At 34.2% G+C, this 22221-nt stretch carries 19 protein-coding genes and 2 pseudogenes; 14 read left to right on the top strand and 7 right to left on the bottom strand.

The genetic code is table 11. From position 1 onward, the window contains the following. Window position 1 precedes the first annotated feature (1 nt). The 13 genes and pseudogenes from lplT (at window position 2) to A9G17_RS09375 (ending at window position 10759) form a co-directional block, all read left to right on the top strand. Window positions 2-1189, top strand: coding sequence for a lysophospholipid transporter LplT (gene lplT / locus A9G17_RS09430; protein WP_065738480.1), 1188 nt, complete (start codon window positions 2-4; stop codon window positions 1187-1189). Continuing rightward, complete coding sequence (gene murQ / locus A9G17_RS09425; RefSeq protein WP_065738479.1) at window positions 1176-2087, top strand: N-acetylmuramic acid 6-phosphate etherase; 912 nt, start codon at window positions 1176-1178, stop codon at window positions 2085-2087. The genes lplT and murQ overlap by 14 nt, the downstream gene beginning before the upstream one ends. A gap of 195 nt (window positions 2088-2282) precedes the next feature. Then, window positions 2283-4034: a carboxylesterase family protein gene (locus A9G17_RS09420; protein WP_065738478.1), complete on the top strand. Its 1752-nt coding sequence runs from the start codon at window positions 2283-2285 to the stop codon at window positions 4032-4034. A gap of 523 nt (window positions 4035-4557) precedes the next feature. Then, window positions 4558-4938: pseudogene (locus A9G17_RS13485) on the top strand (PTS sugar transporter subunit IIA); the annotation flags it as partial. 51 nt (window positions 4939-4989) lie between these two features. Next, a pseudogene (locus A9G17_RS13480) lies at window positions 4990-5532 on the top strand (PTS system mannose/fructose/N-acetylgalactosamine-transporter subunit IIB); the annotation flags it as partial. Between the two features lie 23 nt (window positions 5533-5555). Beyond that, complete coding sequence (locus A9G17_RS09410; protein ID WP_065738476.1) at window positions 5556-6356, top strand: PTS mannose/fructose/sorbose transporter subunit IIC; 801 nt, start codon at window positions 5556-5558, stop codon at window positions 6354-6356. Window positions 6357-6372: 16 nt separating this feature from the next. Beyond that, entirely contained in the window at window positions 6373-7284 is a 912-nt protein-coding gene (locus A9G17_RS09405; protein WP_065738475.1) for a PTS system mannose/fructose/sorbose family transporter subunit IID, read from the top strand. Between the two features lie 166 nt (window positions 7285-7450). After that, window positions 7451-7828, top strand: a complete 378-nt coding sequence (locus A9G17_RS09400) for a DUF956 family protein (RefSeq protein ID WP_039126675.1) — start codon at window positions 7451-7453, stop codon at window positions 7826-7828. Between the two features lie 218 nt (window positions 7829-8046). Then, a complete protein-coding gene (gene rpsP / locus A9G17_RS09395; RefSeq protein WP_034900786.1) occupies window positions 8047-8295 on the top strand; it encodes a 30S ribosomal protein S16 in 249 nt (82 codons plus the stop codon). Between the two features lie 23 nt (window positions 8296-8318). Then, window positions 8319-8849 carry a ribosome maturation factor RimM gene (gene rimM / locus A9G17_RS09390; RefSeq protein WP_065738474.1) on the top strand — a complete coding sequence of 177 codons (531 nt, stop codon included), beginning with the start codon at window positions 8319-8321 and terminating at the stop codon, window positions 8847-8849. Window positions 8850-8865: 16 nt separating this feature from the next. Continuing rightward, the gene (gene trmD, locus A9G17_RS09385) at window positions 8866-9618 is read left to right on the top strand and encodes a tRNA (guanosine(37)-N1)-methyltransferase TrmD (RefSeq protein ID WP_039126684.1); all 753 of its coding nucleotides are present in this window, start codon (window positions 8866-8868) and stop codon (window positions 9616-9618) included. Window positions 9619-9649: 31 nt separating this feature from the next. Next, entirely contained in the window at window positions 9650-10000 is a 351-nt protein-coding gene (gene rplS, locus A9G17_RS09380) for a 50S ribosomal protein L19 (protein WP_025314641.1), read from the top strand. Window positions 10001-10156: 156 nt separating this feature from the next. After that, on the top strand, window positions 10157-10759 hold the full coding sequence (locus A9G17_RS09375; RefSeq protein ID WP_039126690.1) for a MarC family protein: 603 nt from the start codon (window positions 10157-10159) through the stop codon (window positions 10757-10759). 119 nt (window positions 10760-10878) lie between these two features. On the opposite strand, the gene A9G17_RS09370 is transcribed toward A9G17_RS09375, so the two are convergent. Genes A9G17_RS09370 through lysA form a run of 4 tightly spaced genes read right to left on the bottom strand, consistent with a single transcriptional unit; the run spans window position 10879 to window position 16319 of the window. Continuing rightward, window positions 10879-12273 carry an amino acid permease gene (locus A9G17_RS09370; RefSeq protein ID WP_065738473.1) on the bottom strand — a complete coding sequence of 465 codons (1395 nt, stop codon included), beginning with the start codon at window positions 12271-12273 and terminating at the stop codon, window positions 10879-10881. A gap of 56 nt (window positions 12274-12329) precedes the next feature. Then, on the bottom strand, window positions 12330-13436 hold the full coding sequence (locus A9G17_RS09365; protein ID WP_065738472.1) for an alanine/ornithine racemase family PLP-dependent enzyme: 1107 nt from the start codon (window positions 13434-13436) through the stop codon (window positions 12330-12332). A 19-nt stretch (window positions 13437-13455) separates the two neighbouring features. Continuing rightward, the gene (locus A9G17_RS09360) at window positions 13456-14868 is read right to left on the bottom strand and encodes an APC family permease (protein ID WP_039126697.1); all 1413 of its coding nucleotides are present in this window, start codon (window positions 14866-14868) and stop codon (window positions 13456-13458) included. A 53-nt stretch (window positions 14869-14921) separates the two neighbouring features. Further along, the gene (lysA, locus tag A9G17_RS09355) at window positions 14922-16319 is read right to left on the bottom strand and encodes an ornithine/lysine decarboxylase DokD (RefSeq protein WP_065738471.1); all 1398 of its coding nucleotides are present in this window, start codon (window positions 16317-16319) and stop codon (window positions 14922-14924) included. A gap of 262 nt (window positions 16320-16581) precedes the next feature. Here lysA and A9G17_RS09350 point away from each other — a divergent pair, with 262 nt between their 5' ends. Then, entirely contained in the window at window positions 16582-18021 is a 1440-nt protein-coding gene (locus A9G17_RS09350; protein WP_086308740.1) for a sigma-54 interaction domain-containing protein, read from the top strand. Between the two features lie 6 nt (window positions 18022-18027). Here A9G17_RS09350 and A9G17_RS09345 read toward each other — a convergent pair whose 3' ends face one another. The 3 genes from A9G17_RS09345 to A9G17_RS09335 all read right to left on the bottom strand — a co-directional run bounded on the left by A9G17_RS09345 (window position 18028) and on the right by A9G17_RS09335 (window position 21765). Then, window positions 18028-19209 carry a BaiN/RdsA family NAD(P)/FAD-dependent oxidoreductase gene (locus A9G17_RS09345; RefSeq protein WP_065739136.1) on the bottom strand — a complete coding sequence of 394 codons (1182 nt, stop codon included), beginning with the start codon at window positions 19207-19209 and terminating at the stop codon, window positions 18028-18030. Window positions 19210-19610: 401 nt separating this feature from the next. Beyond that, complete coding sequence (locus tag A9G17_RS09340; RefSeq protein ID WP_065738469.1) at window positions 19611-20222, bottom strand: MFS transporter; 612 nt, start codon at window positions 20220-20222, stop codon at window positions 19611-19613. A 10-nt stretch (window positions 20223-20232) separates the two neighbouring features. Beyond that, complete coding sequence (locus A9G17_RS09335; protein WP_065738468.1) at window positions 20233-21765, bottom strand: spermine/spermidine synthase domain-containing protein; 1533 nt, start codon at window positions 21763-21765, stop codon at window positions 20233-20235. Window positions 21766-22221 lie beyond the last annotated feature (456 nt).

The raw sequence follows: 22221 nt of genomic DNA, 5'->3' as shown, positions 1-22221 counted from the left end.
TATGAAACAACTGTCACTATTAAGTAAAGGCATGGTTGCGACCATGCTAGCGCAGTTTTTTTCAGCTTTTGCTGATAATGCAATCTTCTTTGCCATATTGGCATTCATTAAAAATTTACATTATCCAGAATGGAGCCAGTCAGCATTACAGATTGGTTTTGTTGTGCCTTTTATTATACTTTCCCCTTTTGTCGGTCAATTTGCTGATAGCATGTCCAAAGGAAAAGTTATGATGATTTCAAACGGTATAAAGTTATTAGGTGCCGGTTGTATCTGTTTAAACTTAAGTCCATTTGTAGGCTATTTTTTAGTTGGTATTGGTGCTGCAGCATATTCTCCAGCAAAATATGGAATTTTGGGAGAACTCACCAGTGGTGATAATTTAGTAAAAGCTAATGGATTAATTGAGGCATCAACGATTGCTGCTATTTTGCTTGGGTCATTAGCCGGTGGACATATTGCCGATCTTAATGTAACTGCGGCGCTATTTGCGTGTGTATTTATGTATGGACTTGCTGTTATTGCTAACATTTTTATTCCTAAATTACCTGCTGCAAGACAAAATATTCAATGGCAATTTTTAAGTATGGTCAAAGATTTTGCTAATACGGTTAAAATAATATTTACTAACAAGCAAGTACTGTTTACATTATTAGGCACAAGTTTATTTTGGGGCGCAGGTATCACTTTACGTTTTCTGTTGATTAGTTGGGTTCCTGTCGTTTTAGATATTCACGATAATGCCACACCAACCAACCTTAATGCTATTGTTGCTATTGGTATTGTGATTGGTGCTGGACTCGCTAGTACATTTGTCTCAATAAATAACACATTACGTTGTATTCCTGCAGGAATTATGATGGGAATTATGGTAATTGCTTTTACATTACAAGGTAATATTATTTCATCTTATATTTTGTTAGTTGTCATTGGAGCTTTAGGTGGCTTCTTTTTAGTACCTTTAAATGCTTTTATTCAAAAAATAGGTAAAGAGTTAGTTGGCGCGGGCAGTGTGATTTCGGTACAAAACTTAAGTGAATACACTGCTATGATGGTCATGTTAGGGCTTTACACTTTAGCTGTTGCTATGGATTTACCTGTTATAGCAATCGGTGTTGGTTTTGGCGGTTTATTTGCTGTTGTAATTTTATTGTTATGGTTAGGATTAAAAAAACATGCAAAAAATTAATCTTTCAGAGATGATAACCGAAAGTCGCAATCCTAATAGCGAACATATTGATAACTGTTCAACATTAGAGATACTTAAAATTATCAATAATGAAGATAAACAAGTGGCGTTAGCTGTTGAAAAAGAACTTTATAATATAGCTCAAGCTGTTGATGCTATCAGCCAAGCTTTTTTAAAACAAGGTCGATTAATTTATCTTGGTGCCGGTACCTCTGGTCGATTGGGTATTTTAGATGCCAGTGAGTGCCCACCTACTTATGGCTCGCCACCGCAGCAGGTCATAGGCTTAATAGCTGGCGGAACACCAGCTATTTTTAAAGCCGTTGAAAAAGCTGAAGATAATCCTAATCAAGCTATCAATGATTTAGCCAATATTGATTTTGGCACTAGCGATATTTTAGTCGGTATTGCAGCTAGTGGACGCACTCCTTATGTAGTAGGTGGTATGCAATATGCTAAATCACTGGGAGCAACAGTTATTAGTTTATGTTGTAATCCTAAGGCACCAATGATTAAATTAGCAGACATCGCTATTACCCCAATTGTTGGAGCTGAAGTGATCACGGGTTCATCAAGAATGAAAGCTGGTACTGCACAAAAGTTAGTACTCAATATGCTAACTACCGCAAGCATGATCAAAATTGGCAAAGTTTACGGCAATTTAATGGTTGATGTTGAAGCAACTAATGCCAAGCTCATTGAACGACAAATATCAATCGTTATGCAAGCTACCGATTGCAGTCGTGAAACAGCAATAGCTGCATTGAATAAATGCAATAAACATTGTAAAACAGCAATATTAATGATTCTTGCGGATATTGATGAGTTACAAGCAAAAAAAATATTGTTACAAAATAATGATTCTATTCGCAAAGCAATAAATAACCACCCTGCATAAATTGCTAAATAACACAAATTGGTATACCCAATTTGTGACTCAAGTCTAATTTTTCATTCACAGCATTTGAAATAACCATTTATAAAAACAATAATTTTACTCTAATTTCAAATGTAACTATGTTCATTAATTGATGGATTTTTTGAAAAACTAGTTCAAATTTTATTTAAGTTTTATTTTATAAAAGGAAAATCTATGAAAAAATCATTACTAAAACTTAATATTGCCACGGTCTTAATTAGTCTATTAGCTCTATCCCTCCCAACATTTGCAAGTAATCAAAATAATTCACATAACATTGATAATCATCAAGCCAATATCAACCAAACAGCTGATGTCGCTTTGGTTCAAACCCAATATGGTATGGTAAAAGGTCAATTCGATAAAATAAATAACGTTATTGTTTGGACGGGCATACCTTATGCCAAATCACCAACTGGTCAACTCAGGTGGAAAAAACCCGTTGATCCTGATCCATGGGAAGGCGTATTAGATGCAACCCAAGCAAGTAAAGTCGCATTTCAAATTAAAGAAAATAAAGTTATTGGGTCAGATGACAGTCTAAATCTCAATATATATCGACCTAATAATAAATCGAATAATTTACCAGTACTGGTTTATATTCACGGCGGAAATAATCAAAATGGTAAAGCGGAGGAAATGACAGGAAATACCATGGTAAATGACATTGACGGTATTTTTGTCTCAATTAATTATCGTTTAGGACCATTGGGATTCAATCCACTTCCCGCTTTACAAACTGGTGATAAACTCGAAGATTCTGGAAATTATGCTCTACTTGATATTGCAAAATCCTTAGATTGGATAAAAGATAATATAACTAATTTTGGTGGAGACGCTAATAATATAACCGTATCTGGTTTTTCTGCTGGTGGGCGAGATGTAATGACAATGTTAATCTCACCTATTTTCAAAGACAAATTCCAAAAGGCAATATCTTTTAGTGGTGGCATGACTATTGCGGATAAACAAGATAGCGTAAAAGTATTTGCTAAGGCTATCGCTCCTCTTGTTGTTGAAGATAAAATAAAACCAACCCAAGAAGAAGCTTATAATTGGCTATTAACTAATCACTCTGATGTAAGAAATTATCTTTATAGTTTATCTTCACAACGACTAGTATCACTTATGGGAAATGCTGGAATAAGAATGAGCGTATTTCCACATTTATACAACGATGGATATGTCATTCCTAAAGACGGTTTTAATACGCATGAATATAATTCTGTGCCATTGATTATGTTAACTGGCACCGGCGAATTTTCATTATTCGCTCAAACATCACCTTATTTTAGTGATGCTTTCAATAATGGTTTACCAACAGGAAAAAAACTTAAAGAATTTAATTTTACCAATAAATATGGGGGACGTTTATATGACCTATTTAATGTAGCAGATTCTGCGCAGAAAATGGCTCCCTTTTATAAAGCCAAAATTTATGGGGTAGAAATAGAATTTGGTCAAGACACCAATAGTGTTGGTTCCCAAATGGCATTATTTGGTGCTTTTCATGGAGTTTTCTTACCATTATTGGATGCTAATTCACAAAATTATGATGGTTTCATTGGTAATGCGTACAAAACTCAAGGCGCCAAACAATTAAGTATGACATTTAAAAAATACCTTAATAATTTTATTCATTCAGGTGATCCTAATGGAACTAATTTAGTTTATTGGAATAATTGGACCGATGACCATAGTAAGGCAAATAATGCCTATTTATACATGAACGCAGATAAAGTAAAAGCTATTGCGTATATGGGAGGCAAAAAATTTACTTACAGTGATGTACTTAATGAAATGGATGTTGATCAATCAATTAATCAAGAAACGAAAAATATCATCATTTCTGAAGTTTTAAACGGTCGCTGGTTTAGTGCTGAACTTGATCAACGGTATAAAAATAAATCATTATGGATTAAATAAGTTAAGTAATATTATGCACAATATATTCCGTATTATCATTTGATAACCATATATTGTGCCTAATAAAGATCATAAGAAAAGTTTACAAATCGATAAAATAAAATTCAGTAACCAATAGTCTAAATATTTTTTCAAAAAAATTATAGCAATTATCCTAACATCAAGAAATTCGTAATTTTAGGGAAAATAATAAATTATTTATTTTTGACTATTGTGATTTTTTTTGATTATAACGAGATGTTTTTTAATAACATAATCTATTATCTGTTTCACAACTTTTAACAAATGCAATGATTTAATAATAAAATTTATAATATAATAAATATATTCTTTGATGGAATAAATATATTCTTTAATGGAATAAATATGCAGTCAGATTTACACTAAAAAACCTTTGCTTTTTTGCATAGTAAAAGAGTGACATTTTTTATTGTAGCAAATAACTGAATTAGTAATAATTTTTTAGAGTAATTTTACAACACATTTATATTATTCAATAATATAAAAATCCGGAGGAAATCATATGGTAGGAATTATCCTAGCTACTCATGGGGAGTTTGCTGAAGGTATTCTACAATCAGGATCGATGATCTTTGGAGAGCAAGAAAATGTTAAAGCCATTACCTTGCATCCTAGTGATAGTCCAGAAAGTTTAAAAGAACGAATGCAGGAAGCAATCGCAACATTTGACAATCAAGATGAAGTATTATTTTTAGTAGATCTATGGGGTGGCACACCTTTTAATCAGGCTAATAATTTGTGTGGTGAACACAGTAATTGGGCGATCGTTGCAGGTTTAAATCTTCCAATGCTTATCGAAGCTTACTCTTCACGTTTTTCAATGGAGACCGCTAAAGAAATTGCTGCCGCAATTATTGAGCCAGCAAGAGAAGGCGTCAAAGCAACTGTTGATGCACCAAATCAAAATGCACCAGCAACCCAAGTATCTAACACAATACCTGAAGGAACAATACTTGGTGATGGTAAAATGAAAATTGTCTTAGCGCGAGTTGATTCACGATTATTACATGGGCAAGTTGCAACTGCTTGGACTAAATCAACCAATCCTAATCGTATAATTGTGGTTTCTGATTCCGTCGCTAAAGATGAATTAAGAAAAAAACTTATTCAAGAAGCAGCACCTCCTGGAGTTAAAGCAAACGTTGTACCAATTAAAAAAATTATTGAAGTATCGCATGACCCTCGATTTGGCAATACTAAGGCCTTACTCTTATTTGAAAACCCTCAAGATGTTTTACGTGCGATAGAAGGTGGCGTCGATATTGATGTTCTTAATATTGGCTCTATGGCACATTCTGTTGGTAAAGTCATGGTTAATAAAGTGCTTTCAATGAATGCTGATGATGTTGATGCATTTGAAAAATTGAAAGCCAAAAACGTTAAATTTGATGTTCGCAAAGTACCAAATGATTCCAATAGTAATATGGATGATTTATTGAAAAAAGCGAAAGAAGAATTAGCTGAACAAAAAAATTAGTTTTATTTAAGAGGTTATATATTATGACATTATCAATCGTTGCTATCATATTAGTGATAGCTATTGCCTTTCTAGCCGGTATGGAAGGTATTTTAGATCAATTTCAATTTCACCAGCCACTTGTTGCATGTTCATTAATTGGACTTGTGACTGGCAATTTAGAAGCGGGTGTTGTATTAGGTGGATCATTACAAATGATTGCTTTAGGTTGGGCAAATATTGGGGCAGCCGTAGCACCTGATGCCGCACTAGCCGCTGTCGCATCATCGATTATTTTAGTTTTAGGTGGTCAAGGCATTGCTGGCGTATCAACAGCTATTGCAGTAGCTATTCCACTCGCGGTTGCTGGATTATTTTTAACTATGATTGTAAGAACTATCGCTGTTCCATTAGTTCATATGATGGATGCCGCAGCAGAAGAAGGTAATATTCGTAAAATCGAATGGTTGCAAATTTTAGGTATCTGCTTGCAAGGTCTACGTATTGCCATTCCAGCAGCAGCGTTACTTTTCATTCCTGCAGAAACAGTAAAAGAAGCTTTAAATGCAATGCCTGAATGGTTAACAACCGGTATGGCTATTGGTGGTGGTATGGTTGTTGCAGTTGGTTATGCAATGGTAATAAACATGATGGCAAACCGTGAAGTATGGCCATTTTTCATTATTGGCTTTGTGGTTGCCGCTTTATCACAATTAACATTAATTGCCCTTGGTGCGTTAGGAATTGCATTAGCACTGATATATCTCAGTCTTTCAGAACGCGGCAATTCATCAAATGGCGGTAGTAAAGGTGATCCGCTTGATGATATTTTGAATGATTACTAAGAACTTGGAGAAGAAAATGACAGATAGAATTCAATTAAGCAAAAAAGATCGTTTAGCTGTTGCTTGGCGTTCAACTTTCCTTCAAGGTTCTTGGAACTATGAACGTATGCAAAATGGTGGTTGGGTTTATTCTATGATTCCTGCTATCAAAAAATTATATACCACAAAAGAAGACCGCTCAGCAGCGCTAAAACGTCATTTAGAGTTTTTTAATACGCATCCATATTTAGCATCACCTGTTTTAGGTGTAACGCTTGCTTTAGAAGAAGAGCGTGCCAACGGTGCTGCTGTTGATGATGTTGCCATTCAAGGGGTAAAAGTTGGGATGATGGGGCCTTTAGCTGGGGTTGGTGATCCAGTGTTTTGGTTTACGGTACGACCAATGCTTGGTGCTCTTGGTGCTTCATTAGCGCTTAGTGGTAATATTATGGGTCCTATTTTATTCTTTATATTATGGAATATTATTCGTTGGAGCTTTATGTGGTATACCCAAGAATTTGGTTATCGTACTGGTTCGAAAATTACAGATAACCTATCAGGCGGTTTACTACAAAAAATTACTAAAGGCGCATCTATATTAGGGATGTTTGTACTTGCTGCTTTGGTACAAAGGTGGGTATCAATAAAATTCCAGCCCATTGTATCAACAGTCAAACTAGACAATGGTGCATTTATTGACTGGAATTCACTACCTGCGGGGGCTCAAGGTATCCAACAAGCATTACAACAAATGCAAAGTGGATTATCTCTTACTCAAGAAAAAGTCACCACATTACAAAATAACTTAGATCAATTGATACCAGGACTTGTTCCGTTACTCTTAACATTCTTCTGTATGTGGTTATTACGTAAAAAAGTATCACCAATTATTATCATTGTTGGATTATTTTTAGTAGGTATCGCTGGTCATTTGATTGGTCTTTTATAAACTACTATTTTTGTAAAAATGTTTCAGGAAAGCATAACGTTTCAGTATAAAATTATGCTTTCTGTTAAACAGTTATTATCCTTTTCATCACACAATGTGACGAAAACACGGTGTGCATGAAAGGGATAGTGTTATCAATTCAACCTTAGTTATGAATAGGTAATAGATGGTTCAATCATTGAACACAAAAATTGATTTGACCGTGAAAGCAACTGCTTTTACTGGTTTATCTGAATATGGCAATATAATGATTGGTGATAAAGCATTTGAATTTTATCATCGGCGTGACCCTCGTAAATATATCCAAATTCCTTGGGATGAAGTAGATTATGTTATTGCATCCGTATTATTTGGTGGCAGATGGATTCCTCGTTATTCAATCCAAACAAAAAAAGACGGTACTTTCACCTTTGCCTCTGAAGATCCCAAAAAAACATTAAAAGCAATTCGTGTTTATATTGAGGGACAAAAAATGGTAAGGTCATTAGGTTTTTTTGATGTTTTAAAACGGGCTTTTATTCGTAAAAAAAAGAAAACACAGTAGTTATATCCAGAGGTATAAAAACACAATAGACCAGAAAGTAAAACATCGTCAGTATTATTTTTATCCATTTATGACTAAATAAATTCAAAGCAAGCAATATCACGCCTAGCTTCAACAAACAGCCATTGCACTTTTTTCTAGAAAGAGTATAATTTCGGGGCTTTGATTTTGTCCATGTTGGGCAAAAGAAAGATTATTTTTTAATTTAAGAGGATGTTATGGTAACTATTCGTTTAGCTCGTGGTGGCTCTAAAAAGCGCCCTTTTTATCAAGTAGTTGTCACTGATAGCCGTAACCCACGTGATGGTCGTTTTATTGAGCGCGTTGGCTTTTTTAATCCAATTGCACAAGGTAAAGCAGAAGAATTACGTTTAGATCTTGATCGCGTAAATCATTGGGTAGGTTTAGGTGCAACAGTTTCTGATCGTGTGAATGCATTGATCAAACAAGCACAAAAAGCTGCTTAATTGAGTAATAAATAGTAACTGTAATGATGAATACTGAGAATCTAATCGTTGTAGGTAAACTTGGTTCTAGCTATGGCATTCGTGGTTGGCTCAGAATTTTTTCGTTTACAGAATTTTCAGATAGCATTTTCGATTACACACCTTGGTATATCCAGCGTGCTGGGAAATGGCAAGAGGTAATCGTAGAAAGCTTCAGGCCCCATAATCAAGATATGATTGTAAAACTCAAAGGCGTTGACGATCGTGATCAGGCCAATGCATTAACTAATTTTGAAGTGTATGTTGATGCTGAAAAATTTCCAGAACTTAACAATGGAGATTTTTATTGGAAAGATTTGATTGGCTGTCGAGTAAAAACAGTTAACGGTTATGATTTGGGTCAGGTTACTGACTTAATGGAAACTGGCTCGAATGATGTATTGGTGGTAAAAGCAAATCTAAAAGATGCATTTGGAGCAACAGAACGTTTAATTCCGTTTGTTGATGATCAATTTATAAAACAAGTTGATTTAACAGCAAAAACAATTGTGGTCGATTGGGATCCCGCTTTTTAATTGGTAAGGTAAGAATATGTGGATTGGCGTTATTAGCCTTTTTCCCGAAATGTTCCAAGCAATTACCTGTTATGGTGTGACTGGTCGAGCCGTAAAAAACGGACTGTTAACAGTAGAATATTGGAACCCGCGCGATTTTGCGCATGATAAGCATAAGACTGTCGATGATAGGCCTTATGGCGGTGGTCCCGGCATGTTAATGATGGTACAACCACTTCGCGATGCAATTCATGCAGCAAAAACAGTAGCAGGTAACGATACAAAAGTAATCTATCTTTCCCCACAAGGGCGCAAATTAAACCAACAAGGTGTTTGCGAGTTATCACAATATCAAAAATTGATTTTGATTTGTGGTCGATACGAAGGTATAGATGAGCGCGTTATCCAAACCGAAATTGATGAAGAATGGTCAATTGGGGATTACGTGTTGAGTGGCGGTGAATTACCGGCGATGACGATGATTGATGCATTAGCAAGGTTTATTCCTGGCGTATTAAATCATGAATCATCAGCAGAAGAAGACTCTTTTGCTAACGGGTTACTTGATTGTCCACACTATACTCGACCTGAGGTGTTAGATGGAATGGCGGTGCCTGACGTATTAATGTCTGGTCACCATGAAGCGATTCGTCGCTGGCGATTAAAACAATCCCTAGGACGAACTTGGTTGAGAAGAGAAGATCTTCTTGAAAATCTAGCTCTGACTGATGAAGAGCAATGTTTACTCACTGAATTCCAACGTGAATATCGTGATGAACAGAGCCATTAATATTTCAGTATAACTAGTAAGAGACAAAATTATGAAAAATGCAATTATTCAGCAATTAGAACAAGAACAAATGAAAAAAGACATCCCGTCTTTTCGTCCGGGTGATACGGTTGAAGTAAAAGTATGGGTTGTTGAAGGTAACAAAAAACGTCTTCAAGCTTATGAAGGTGTAGTTGTAGCAATTCGTAATCGTGGTTTACATTCTGCATTTACAGTACGTAAAATTTCGAATGGCGAAGGTGTTGAACGAGTATTCCAAACTCACTCACCAATTGTTGATTCAATTACTGTGAAACGTCGTGGTCAAGTACGTCAAGCTAAACTTTACTACTTACGCGAACTTCGTGGTAAAGCGGCGCGTATCAAAGAACGCCTTAACTAATTCAAATTGGTTAATATTTAATAAACTGATTAAATATATCCAATTAAATATGGTCACCTTTATGGTGACCGTTTTTATGTATATAGTAAAAGTTCATTCCCGCCAACAATCGTTGACAAAATTCAAGAAATATCTAGATCAAATAAAGGTAACATTATGGATAACTATCTTGTTGCGATTCTTGCCACTACAACCAAGTTATTCGCATTAATGACTCCACCAGCAGTGCTAAGTGCATTCTTAAGTGGTACTAAACAAAATGATGAACCACAACGCCGAAAAATTGCGCTTAAAACATCGTGTGCGGTGTTCATTATTGGCATTGTGTTGTTCTTTTTTGGTAATACTATGTTTAGTGTTTTCGGTTTTACCCTAGATGCATTCCGTATCGGTTCTGGCGCGTTACTGTTTATCACTGCAGTAGCACTGATGAATGACTCTCCAGATAAAAATAAAATTAGTAGTGATGAGGATATTAGTGTTGTACCGCTTGCAATTCCTCTTTGCATGGGTCCTGCTTCTATCGGTACAATTATTGTTATGGGAACAAGTTCAGTGGGTTTTGCTGCCAATATGGTTGGTGCAGTTTCATTGTTTATTGCTTCTTCGGGCATTTATGCCATGCTTTTATGTGCAAAAAGTATTGCAAAAGTATTAAAAAATACCGGTATTGCTATTTTATCAAAACTAACTGGACTATTAATATCGGCAATTGCTGCACAAGTAGTTTTCACTGGCATATCGGCTTTTCTAAAATAGCCAACCGCTATTGACAAATTTTTGTTACGTTATTATGTAAAATAGCGTAACAATTGAATTTGATACCTTATTTAAGATTAATTTATGAGTATTTATCTATTAATTGAATATAATTAATCTTAGTTATTAATGATTAAATTGCGTTTTTTATTGTAGTAATAAGAAGCTAGAATAATGATAATTAAGACAACTTCTGACAATAAAATAAAATGACCCGACTCACCAAACCATACACCAACAATAATCACAATATTAACAATAATTGAAATCGCTGCTAACCATGGAAATAATGGTGATTTAAATTTAATCATCTCTTTAGGATACTTACCATTATTAACGCCTTTACGAAATTGATACTGACACCAAGCGATAATAATCCACGCAAAACAACCTACTTGTCCTGTACCTGCAACTAAATAGAGATAAAGCTTTTCAGCAGCAATATATTTAGAAAATAATGAAACTAAAGCAATAATGGCAATAAATAAGATACCTTTAGTTGGGACTCCTCGTTTATTGACATCTGAAAAATATTTAGGTGCTAAATTATCCTGTGCCATTGACCATAACATACGTGAACTGGCATAAATAGCTGAGTTGGCCGCCGATATCGCAGCACAAAAAATAACAAACAACATCATGTAAGAAGCAAAAGTAATACCCGCTTTATTAAATACCCAAACAAAAGGACTAATTTCATCATGTACGGTTCCATATGGGTAAACTAATGCTAAAACGGCAATGGCTAATACATAAAACAGAATAATTCTAAATGCGACACCTGTAATAATTTTAGGTAATACTGTTTGAGGTGACTCAGCTTCACCAGCTGCACTACCAATTAATTCAACACCTTGAAACGAATACGTCACAATGGTCATACATACAAAAATCGATAAAAAACCGTTAGGAAACCAGCCATGTTCTGTTTTAAAAGTAGGTAATATATGGGTTTGAGTATATTGTTGGTATAGAAGATAAATACCAATACCAATAAAGGCAATAATTGCCAGCACTTTAATGGTTGAAAACCAATACTCACTTTCACCAAAAGCACGCACAGAAGTTAGATGAACTGAGGTTATAACAACTAAAATCAATAAACTAAAAAGATAAATAGGAATAGCAGGAAAAAATTGGTGGGCAATCATAGAAGCGGCTGTTAAATCTGCTGCCATAGACAGAACCCAACTAAGCCAATATAACCAACCAATGGTATAACTCCAAATCGGATTTGGAATAAACATTAATGCATAATGTTGAAAAGAGCCAGCATGGGGAAATGCACAAGAAAGCTCACCTAAACATAACATTGTTGCCAACATTATGCTACCAGCCATTAAATAAGCGATGATAGTCCCTAATGGCCCTACCGTTGTTAATGGTGCAGCGATACCAATAAATAAACCAGTACCAATCGATCCCCCTAACGAAATCATTAGCAGATGACGATTTTTAAGTTTCTTTTTTAAATTACTAGGATTTTGGCTTTGTTGTGATGCTGATGTTGCCATGTATAAACCGCCTAATCATTGATAAAAACTGCTGGTTACCCAGCAGTTAACACAAATTAATAGATAAACCGTTTTTCTACACCACTAGTTTGACAAGCCATTAGCAAGGCAGTGTAATCAAGCTCAAATCCAATTATATCACCGACTTTGAGAGTTTGCGTCACATCTTCAATATCGACTAATGTATGATCACTGGTTTGACCAAGTACAGTAATGTTATCATCGATCGGCACACAGCTTTCAGCCGGTACATCTTGACGTCCAAAAGCAAGCAGCGCTCGTTTACGTACGCCATGATCGACAAACGTTTTACTATTTAGAAAAGCATCTACCCCTAACTCACCAACTGGAACGGTTGGTTTACTATTAAGCTCAATAATTTGTGCATATAATTTATACATATCACTACAAGCTTTTTCTACAGGTTTATTTGAGTGATGAAATTCATCAAGATATTTCATATCTACATACTCAATACCAAATTCATGTAAACCACCAATCCGGATGTGATTTAGTCCTTCAGGCCAGATACCCTTGTCTAATAAATGATAACTAGTACAATTACCGGCTGATAAATATTGTATTTTAATATTGCAAGTTTTTTCTACTTTACGCGCAATTTCTAAAAAGTCTACTCCATTTTTAACTGTTGGTAGCACAGTACCGTAACAGTTAAAATTAGTGCCAAGCCCATAAAGCTCTACACCCGGTAAAGATAAAATGAGTTTGACCGTATCAATAATTTCATCAATATGTTCAAACCAAATACCTTCGCGCAAATCACCCATATCAACCATTAGTAAAACTTGGTGAACCTTTTGTTGCTTGACGGCTTCGTCTGAAAGTGCTTGAATCACCGTTTTTTCACTGTTTAAGCTAATATCTGCATATTTAACTACTTCACTAATTTCGCTTAAACAAGGACTACGTAGCAGGCAGGTTTTACACCCTAAAGCATCTTTTAATTTTTTCAAATTATATGTTCTTGATTCAGCAATAACATCAATACCGCCATCTAGAACTGCTTTTGCAGTTTCAACACAACCATCAAACACTTTATTAACTGCCATTACTTCAATGCCGTGTTTAGCAAGTAGGTCTTTCTCAACACGTGCATTGTCCTTTAATTTTCCTAAGTCAATTTCCAATACAGGTTTGTACATAAATTTACTCCTCTATATCTTATTGCTGTTGCAAGCGATTACGTTTTTGTGCGCGATGATATATCCATTCAGCTAACACAATTGCAAGCACTGCACCACCAACAATTTTCGCGATATACTCAACATAACCACCCATATCGATTTGTGCTGGTGGAATAAACACTAAGATCACCGCAAATAGCGTAGATAAGAAGCCTAAACCAGGTAAAACAATTGGTAATACTTTACCAGGGATCTTAAAGCTACGTGGTACATCCGGTTGAGTAATACGTAAGCGATAGTACGCAATAAACATCACTAAATAAGGAATAAAGTAACAAATGGTTGTTAATGCGGTTAACATCCAATAGGCCGCAGCAATACTTGGTGATACGAACGTTGAGAAACAAAGTACGGTCACAATGATTGCTTGAATAACTAAAGCAAATGCTGGTGTTTGATACACAGGATGTAAACGACCAATGCGTTCACCAAGCAAATTATCTTCTTTAGATGCTTCTTGTAACATATAGATAGGACCAACTAACCATGAGTTAATTTGACCTAATGCACCAAAGAATAAACAAATTGCCATTACTGGTAATAACCAAGGCATATGTAGCTCTTTAGCAGCAGCCTCCATTGCTTGCATTACACCGGCAACAATATCAGTATCGGCAGCAGGTAATAAGGTATTAATTGCCCAAGTACCAATCATATAGATACCAACGATAACTATTGCAGATACAGCCATCGCTTTAGGGAAGTCACGTTGTGGATCACGAGTACGACCAGCAATCATTGGTGCAACTTCAAGTCCAGCAAAAGCAAACATCATGCTTGATAAAAAGACAATTGTATCCCAGCTACTTAAATCTGGAATCCAATCACTAACATGACTATAATCAGTTGCCATTGGGTGGCCTGTCATCAACCAGACAATTGCCAATAACACAATGATAGCAGCAGGAATAAACACCCCTAACCATGCACTAACACTGTTTATAATTTTAGTCCATTTCATACCTTTGATATTCATTAATGTTAAAATCCAAAATACCACCATGGAACCAACACCAATAAACACCTGATTTTGGGCTAACTCGGCACTAAACATGTAACCAATTGCAGTAAAACCAAATTGTAACATTAATGGGAAGAATAGAACGCATGAGAATAAGAAACAAACGACCACTATCCAGCCAACTCGTTTACCAAACGCTTCTTTTACCCAAACAAAAATCCCACCATCTTTTGGCCAACCAGTAGAAAGTTCACCACAAACCATCGCTAAAGGGAAAAATAAACAAAATGCAGCAAGAAGCCAAAGCACCATTGCTGACGCTCCGTAAGGAGCAACATTAGGAATTTGACGTAAACTTAGTATGGCAATGACATTCATAAATACAATGTCTTTAATACCAAGTAAACTTGAATCTTTAGAATCACTCATAATAGCCTCACATTATAATATCTGGGGCAAGAAGTGCCCCAGATAACTCATGATTAATACACGTCGTATCCAACCATATCCTCGTAAGTGTCCTCACGGCGAATCAATCGATCTTTACCTTTTTTATCAATCATAACAACGGCAGTACGCGGTCGGTTGTTATAAACTGTTTGACTTTCGATGGTATAAGCTCCAGCATCAAGGAATGCAATGATATCCCCAACTTGAGTGTCTTTTGGTAATAAGAACTCTTCACCTTTTACACCAACATGGAAATAGTCACCACCATCACATAAAGGTCCAGCAAGTTTGATGTATTGATCGTGATCTTCAGTAATTCTTGATGCATCATACACATAGAAGAACCAATCAAAATGCTGACTATCAGATAACACGCTATAACCTGCGTCAACAAATTTCCACTCAACATGTTCTTCAATGTTACCGTCTAAATCGTAATTTGTTTTACGTTTCTCACAAGCAACTTCAGTTAATAATACAGCAGCTGACCCTGTTACTTTACGACCTGGTTCAATACAGATTTCAACATCAGTACGCCATTTATGTACTTCTCTAATCACTGCATCAGCAAAATCTTGTGCAGTAATACCGGCATACATATTATCCTGTAATGGATTACCATTTTCTTCGTCATATTTATATGGAACTGGAATACCGCCACCAACGTTAATTAAATCCAATTTAATACCAAGGACTTCTTCTAAACGGCGTGACTCATCAACTAACACTTTTGTTGCTTTAGCAAATGGTTCTGACTCTGGTACTTGATCCCCTACGTGCATATGTAAACCACGTAAATGTACATAAGGCATTTCAAGAATACGACGACAGGTTTCTTCCGCTTGTTCTAAGTCAATACCTGATTTAGCATGATATGCCGTAACAAGTTCCGCATGAGTCGCTGATGGTACATTTGGTTCAACTCGCACACAAACATTCGCTACTTTCTTCAATCGACGTGAAATTTCATCAATGATATCGAGTTCATATAAGCTATCAACATTGATAATATAAAGATCATTTTGAATAGCAAATTCTAAATCAACCGGTTTTTTAACCACGCCATTGAAAACGATTTGACTACCTGGAAAACCAATCTCTAGACATTTACGTACTTCAAACATTGAATTTGCTTCAGCATAAATACCTGCATCTTTAATTGCTTTTAGCACCCCCATTACAGAACACGTTTTTGACGCATAGAAAATCTTAGTATTTGGATGAGCTTTAAACGAATCTTTGATTTCTTGAATATTACGGTCAATTTCTTTTTCAGAAAATACGTAAAAAGGTGTTGGATATTTCTTTGCTAATTCTTCTAAATTTACGCCATCAAAACATAATTTACCGTTTTGAGCACTGAAACGACGATCTTTGGTTATAAGATCTGAGCGTAATTTGTTATAATTTGACATAATTTTGTCGGACATAAGACCTCCAGTTAATTAGTACATAAAAAGTACACAAGAAAACAAGCAAAATGGCTTTTCACTTGCAATGCAATCAGCATGCCAACTTATAAATTATTAAAAATCAATTTATTATAAAAATCATTACAAAAACAATATTGGTCATATTGTTTAAAATCTGTTTTTATGACAAAAATTTGTCATAAATTTATTAATGGTTGAAAGGTATTTAAATTAACGTAAGCTAAACTTAGCTAATAAGCTAAATTAAAAAGGTACTAATATCATGACAATCGATCCTGAATTATTACAATCATTAGAAATATTCAAACATTTTTTTGATTTAATCCATCAGCCAATGGCTATTATCGATAAAGAAGGTAAATACATTTATTATAATCGGGAAAGTGCAGAACTTGATGGTTACCCTATGGAACAAGCCATTGGTAAACCAATGCTTAAAGTTTATCCTAATTTAAGGAAAGAAGATAGTACCATGTTACAAGCTTTACAACAAGGTAAGGAATATCAGGATAATTATCAAAGCTACTATAATCATGTAGGTAAACTTGTTGATTATATGCATACCACCGTACCGCTTTATAACAAGCATAAAGAGATTATTGGTGCGATCGAAATAGGACGAAATTTATCAACTGTTAGACAATTACAAGATCAAGTATTCAAACTTAATAGTAAGTTATACCAAAATAAAGACCAACCATTACCTGAAATTGTTTTTGTATCACAGAAAATGCAAAAAGTTATTGATCAAACAAATATTTTAGGGGCGAATGATGTGCCAGTTTTAATTGTTGGTGAAACGGGAACAGGTAAAGAGCTTTTTGCACATTTAATACATCAAACAAGCCATCGCCGTAATAGTGCGTTTATTTCGTTAAATTGTAGTGCTTTACCAACCACATTGATTGAAAGTACCTTATTTGGGACAGTCAAAGGTGCATTTACTGGTGCTGAAAATCATCCTGGCTATTTAGAACTGGCTAATGGGGGCACACTATTTCTTGACGAACTTAATGCTATGCCACTTGATATGCAAAGCAAATTACTTAGATTTTTACAAGAAAAGACTTACTGGCCATTAGGTGGCAATAAAGAGCAACATGCCGATGTAAGAATTGTTGCCGCCATGAATGAATCGCCAGCAGAGTTATTAAAAACGGGGAAAATGCGAAGTGACCTGTTTTATCGATTAAATGTGGGATTAATTAAACTACCAGCACTTCGGGAAAGGAAAGAAGATATTCCTGTATTAGCTCGATACTTTATTGATAAACATAAAACAGATGTAAATGTTGTGATAACAGGTATTAGCGAACACGCATTACAACAACTTATGTCTGCTCCTTGGCCGGGAAATGTAAGAATGCTTGAAAATGCAATCGTACGTAGTATAGTCTTACAAAATGAACCAGGAGAATTGCAACAAATTATCCTTGACGACGAACTATTTGACATTCACAGCCCTTACCCAGAAAATCAATCTGAAACTAAATTTGAAAAACCAAGTACAAGCATAGTTGCAAGCAATAACAATTTAACCGAACAAGTTGAAAATTATGAAAAACAACTTATTATTGATGCATTAAATCAAGCAAACGGTAAAATTATTGCTGCTGCAAAACTATTAAATATTTCACGGACTACATTACAATATAAGGTAAAAAAATACCATATTCAAATGGGAGTAATAGATAACTAGTCTATCTTAATCAAAGGCTTGTGCGCAGGCAAATGCACTGCTCCAGGCCCATTGAAAATTATAACCGCCTAACCAACCAGCCACATCAACAACTTCACCAATAAAATAGAGATTCGGTTGTGATTTAACCGCCATCGTTTTTGAAGATAACGCATCAGTACTGACTCCCCCTAATGTCACTTCAGCCGTTCGATATCCTTCCGTACCATTTGGCGTTATACACCATTGAGTCAATGTATTATAAAGGTCTTGTTGCTGCTTAGGGTTAAGTTGCCTAACCGTTATGTCAGTTATCAAATTCAATTGTATTAATGTCTCAATCAACCTTTTCGGTAAAATCTGTGATAAACAATTTTTTAGGGTTTGATTACGATTTTGTTCAAGTAATGGTTTAAATGTTGATTCAAATGACCTATCTGGTAGTAAGTTAATAATGATTGGCTCCCCTGCTTGCCAATAACTAGAAATTTGTAAAATTGCTGGTCCTGATAATCCACGATGGGTGAATAATAAGTTTTCTTTAAAACGGATTCGTTTATTAGATACTTCAACCGGTACAGCAATTCCTGATAAAGTGGATAATACTTCTAACAACGGTTTATGTAACGTAAATGGTACCAGTCCCGCTTTTACTGGTACAACAGGAATAGCTAATTTTTCAGCTATTTTGTATCCGATAGAGGTCATGCCAAGAGCTGGCATCGACTGTCCGCCCGTTGCCACAATTAACTGTTCGGTTTCAATACAACCTTGTGAAGTATATAACTTAAATCCTTTATCTACAGACTCAACTTCTTCTAATTGTGTTTTTAGCATAAACTTAACTTGTCCTTTTTGACACTCTTGTGCAAGCATATCGACAATATCTTGAGCTGAATTATCACAAAATAACTGACCATGATCTTTTTCATGATAAGCAATCTTATATTCATTAACTAATTGAATAAAATCCCATTGGGAGAATCGTTTTAAAGCAGATTTACAAAAATGTGGATTTTGAGAAATATAATTACTTGCTTCAACAGCGAGATTAGTAAAATTACATTTACCACCACCAGACATTAATATTTTACGGCCAATTTTTTTACCATTATCAATTATAGTGACATCATAGCCTCTTTGTCCTAATAATCCCGCACAAAACAGCCCTGCTGCTCCAGCACCTACAATTGTAATTTTCGTTTGCATAATACTAATATCAATAATTAAAAACAAATTATAACATTATGGTTTCTAGTTGATAAATTTATACTGAAACTTATATATAACTTGAATTATTTTACACAATTAAATTGTATTATTAAATTTTTCTTAATAGATTACTTTATTTTTATTATCATAAAATACAAATCAAAAATTGTATTTCTTTTCTGACGTAAAGTATTATTAATTTCTCTAAGATGAAACTCGTAATATGATTTGTTAGTATAAAAATTATTATCTAGACAAACTTGATATTAAAAGTACTTGGATTAAGGAATATTGTATCTCACTAAATTTGTAAAAATATTTTAATATGTTAATAAATCAGCGACAATTATCACTGATTTATTATGCAAATATATTTATAAAATGTAATTTTCTATCAACTAATTTTTTATTTGTGATTTATTAAAAAATAGATAAGCAAGTGTAGCAACAATAAAATTACCTAAAGCTGCAAATATCGTTACCATATGAAGATTAAAATAGTTAAATAAAATGAATCCTGTTAAAGCTGCTCCAATTGCAGCACCAAAGGTATTGATAGCATAAAGGTGTCCAGTTGTTTGACCAATATTTTTCCAGAATTGTGCAATATAAGTAATTAAAATTGGAAGTGTAGCTCCCATCAAAAGTGCAGGAATGAGCACCAATAAGAAATTAACAATTGCAATAATAATTATATTGTAAACAACAAAAATATCACCGGTAAATAAAATAAGTTGGTAACTAATTACCCCAAATAAACCAATTCCCAATTCACTAAAACAAAAAAACTGTAGTGATTTATTTGGATATTTATCAACAATTTTACCCCCTCCAAGGGCTCCAAAACCTAATCCCAACATAAATGCTGATACAATAATTGCTACAGATTCTACATCAGAACCAAAAGCTGAATAAAGAGCTCGTTGCCAAGCAACTTGATAAGTTAAACCACTCATTCCAGAAATAAAAAATAAAGTACTTAATAGAAATAATTGTTTTTTGCTTAACATAAAGTTTTCCTTATTTTTTTCCCAAAAGTCCATATTTATATTCTGTTATCATATTGCTATCAGTAATGATTTCCAGATCTCGTCCCAAATTTTGAAGCTTTTCAAACTCATCTAACGTTAATAGTTGTGTCGATAAAGTTTTTTTGTATGCTCCGTTCTCACGCTGTTTGGATTCTTCATTAAACAAAGGTTTACCGTCTAAAATTAACTTATCAAGACGATCCTTTGCTACCACTTCATCGATTTTAATCATCGAATCAGAAGCATAAATAAAGCCAAGTTTACCCCAATAAGCATATTTAAAGACAGATTGTGCTGTTTTCAATGTATCAGGTGAACGGGTACTATTAAATGCCAGAATACCATCAGGATTTAATGAATTTTCCGCGATTTTCATCATCTCTTGGGATAATAAATTTGTTGTTCCTGAACGCCAATGATAAGTAGTATTCATAATGATCAAATCATACTTTTTACTACTATTTCGTTTTAACCAGCGTCGACCATCATCAATATGGATATTAATTTTAGGATCATTCAATATTGGTGAAACAACAGGATATTGTTTAATTATATCTATATAGCCTTTATTGATTTCAATAGCATCTATCGTTTCTAAAGTTGGAAAACTTGATAAAGCACGAGTCCAAGCACCCGCGCTAACACCTATAACGAGTACTTTTTTAGGATTTGGGTGAACTGCAGCTAATAAATAAAGTCGGTTTAGGTCATTTATATCATTATCTGGATCTATATTTATCATGCCATCATACATATTATTACCTAATACAATATTTTTTATACCTTCTTTATCATTGTTGACAATATGAATTATACCGTAGCGATTTTCAACATAAGTATTCACAGATATTTCTTCTTTTCCAAATACATTTTTGAAAATATAATCAGTGTGTTTATCTACTAAATAAAAGCAACCGCAACCAAGCATAACAACAGTAATCATAGAACTTACTGATTTTTTTATTATCATCAAACTACCTATTAAAATACAGACGATACCTATTAAAATAAACATTGATGAAATAGAGACATAATCAAGAAGAATACCACCAATTAATAAACTACCAAGCGTCGAACCAATAATATTAAAGAAATAGACTTTCGAAACAGATGCTCCTACTTTACCATTTGCAATATTCGTACCTAAATGGTGTACAATTGGGAATAATATTGCCTTTAAAGCTGCCACAAAAAATATCAATATAATACAGACACATAAAGGCAACACCATAACGTGATCTTGAGATATTTGTAAAATAATAAATGGAATAGCTATATCAATAAAACCTGCACAAATTAAAACCATTCCACCAGCAAAAAATAGATTAGAATAACGGGTGCAAATTGTCTTACCTTTACTCGCTCCAAAAGCAATACCTAGTAGAAAGAAAAACAATACAAGTGCAAAAGCAAAAGGAGCGCCTCCTAACATAAAACTAATTATTCTAAACCATAACATTTCTTGCCCTAAACTCATAAGGCCGACTAAAAGCGAAATAGACCAAGCAAAGTATTTCATCATTTTTTCTTAACATTCCTTTAGTATTAAAGATATTATTTATTAAATTGACTTACTAACTACTGCTATTCTTAAAATTTAAATTGCTAACTGTAAAGATTGAGTAAACAATTAAACAATTAATTGATAATTATTGCAAGCTTATTTTTTAAACATTAAAGATATTTCATAACTCGTTACTCTACTAAAAGCAAATAATAGCTCACTAATATCAAGTATATCTAAGTCTATATTTGATCAATTTATACATTTATTTGCTAATTTTTTCGTGAATTTAGTGATTTGTTACATACAACAAATCATAAAGATAAATAATAATTATCTATATAGATTTAAGAATGATTTTCTAATTATGATTTTTTAAAAAATATTCATATTAATGATTCTAAGAAAAGTAACTAATATTTAAATTAATAAAAAAGTAACTTTAACCTGACACTTTTCTACAAGAAAGAAGAA

The sequence above is a fragment of the Gilliamella sp. wkB7 genome (assembly GCF_001693435.1).
In the GTDB taxonomy this organism is placed as follows: Bacteria; Pseudomonadota; Gammaproteobacteria; order Enterobacterales; family Orbaceae; genus Gilliamella; species Gilliamella apicola_N.
Note: the sequence above shows the minus strand (reverse complement) of the source record. Positions and strands in the feature narration are given on the sequence as shown.

Coding starts and splice junctions, on each gene's coding strand:
- murQ (WP_065738479.1), top strand. CDS start 1,176: ATGCAAAAAATTAATCTTTCAGAGATGATAACCGAAAGTCGCAATCCT.
- A9G17_RS09370 (WP_065738473.1), bottom strand. CDS start 12,273: ATGGCAACATCAGCATCACAACAAAGCCAAAATCCTAGTAATTTAAAA.
- A9G17_RS09340 (WP_065738469.1), bottom strand. CDS start 20,222: ATGTTAAGCAAAAAACAATTATTTCTATTAAGTACTTTATTTTTTATT.
- A9G17_RS09360 (WP_039126697.1), bottom strand. CDS start 14,868: ATGAGTGATTCTAAAGATTCAAGTTTACTTGGTATTAAAGACATTGTA.
- A9G17_RS09335 (WP_065738468.1), bottom strand. CDS start 21,765: ATGATGAAATACTTTGCTTGGTCTATTTCGCTTTTAGTCGGCCTTATG.
- A9G17_RS09400 (WP_039126675.1), top strand. CDS start 7,451: ATGGTTCAATCATTGAACACAAAAATTGATTTGACCGTGAAAGCAACT.
- A9G17_RS09365 (WP_065738472.1), bottom strand. CDS start 13,436: ATGTACAAACCTGTATTGGAAATTGACTTAGGAAAATTAAAGGACAAT.
- A9G17_RS09405 (WP_065738475.1), top strand. CDS start 6,373: ATGACAGATAGAATTCAATTAAGCAAAAAAGATCGTTTAGCTGTTGCT.
- rpsP (WP_034900786.1), top strand. CDS start 8,047: ATGGTAACTATTCGTTTAGCTCGTGGTGGCTCTAAAAAGCGCCCTTTT.
- A9G17_RS09410 (WP_065738476.1), top strand. CDS start 5,556: ATGACATTATCAATCGTTGCTATCATATTAGTGATAGCTATTGCCTTT.
- lplT (WP_065738480.1), top strand. CDS start 2: ATGAAACAACTGTCACTATTAAGTAAAGGCATGGTTGCGACCATGCTA.
- A9G17_RS09375 (WP_039126690.1), top strand. CDS start 10,157: ATGGATAACTATCTTGTTGCGATTCTTGCCACTACAACCAAGTTATTC.
- A9G17_RS09420 (WP_065738478.1), top strand. CDS start 2,283: ATGAAAAAATCATTACTAAAACTTAATATTGCCACGGTCTTAATTAGT.
- A9G17_RS09345 (WP_065739136.1), bottom strand. CDS start 19,209: ATGCAAACGAAAATTACAATTGTAGGTGCTGGAGCAGCAGGGCTGTTT.
- rimM (WP_065738474.1), top strand. CDS start 8,319: ATGATGAATACTGAGAATCTAATCGTTGTAGGTAAACTTGGTTCTAGC.
- trmD (WP_039126684.1), top strand. CDS start 8,866: ATGTGGATTGGCGTTATTAGCCTTTTTCCCGAAATGTTCCAAGCAATT.
- rplS (WP_025314641.1), top strand. CDS start 9,650: ATGAAAAATGCAATTATTCAGCAATTAGAACAAGAACAAATGAAAAAA.
- lysA (WP_065738471.1), bottom strand. CDS start 16,319: ATGTCCGACAAAATTATGTCAAATTATAACAAATTACGCTCAGATCTT.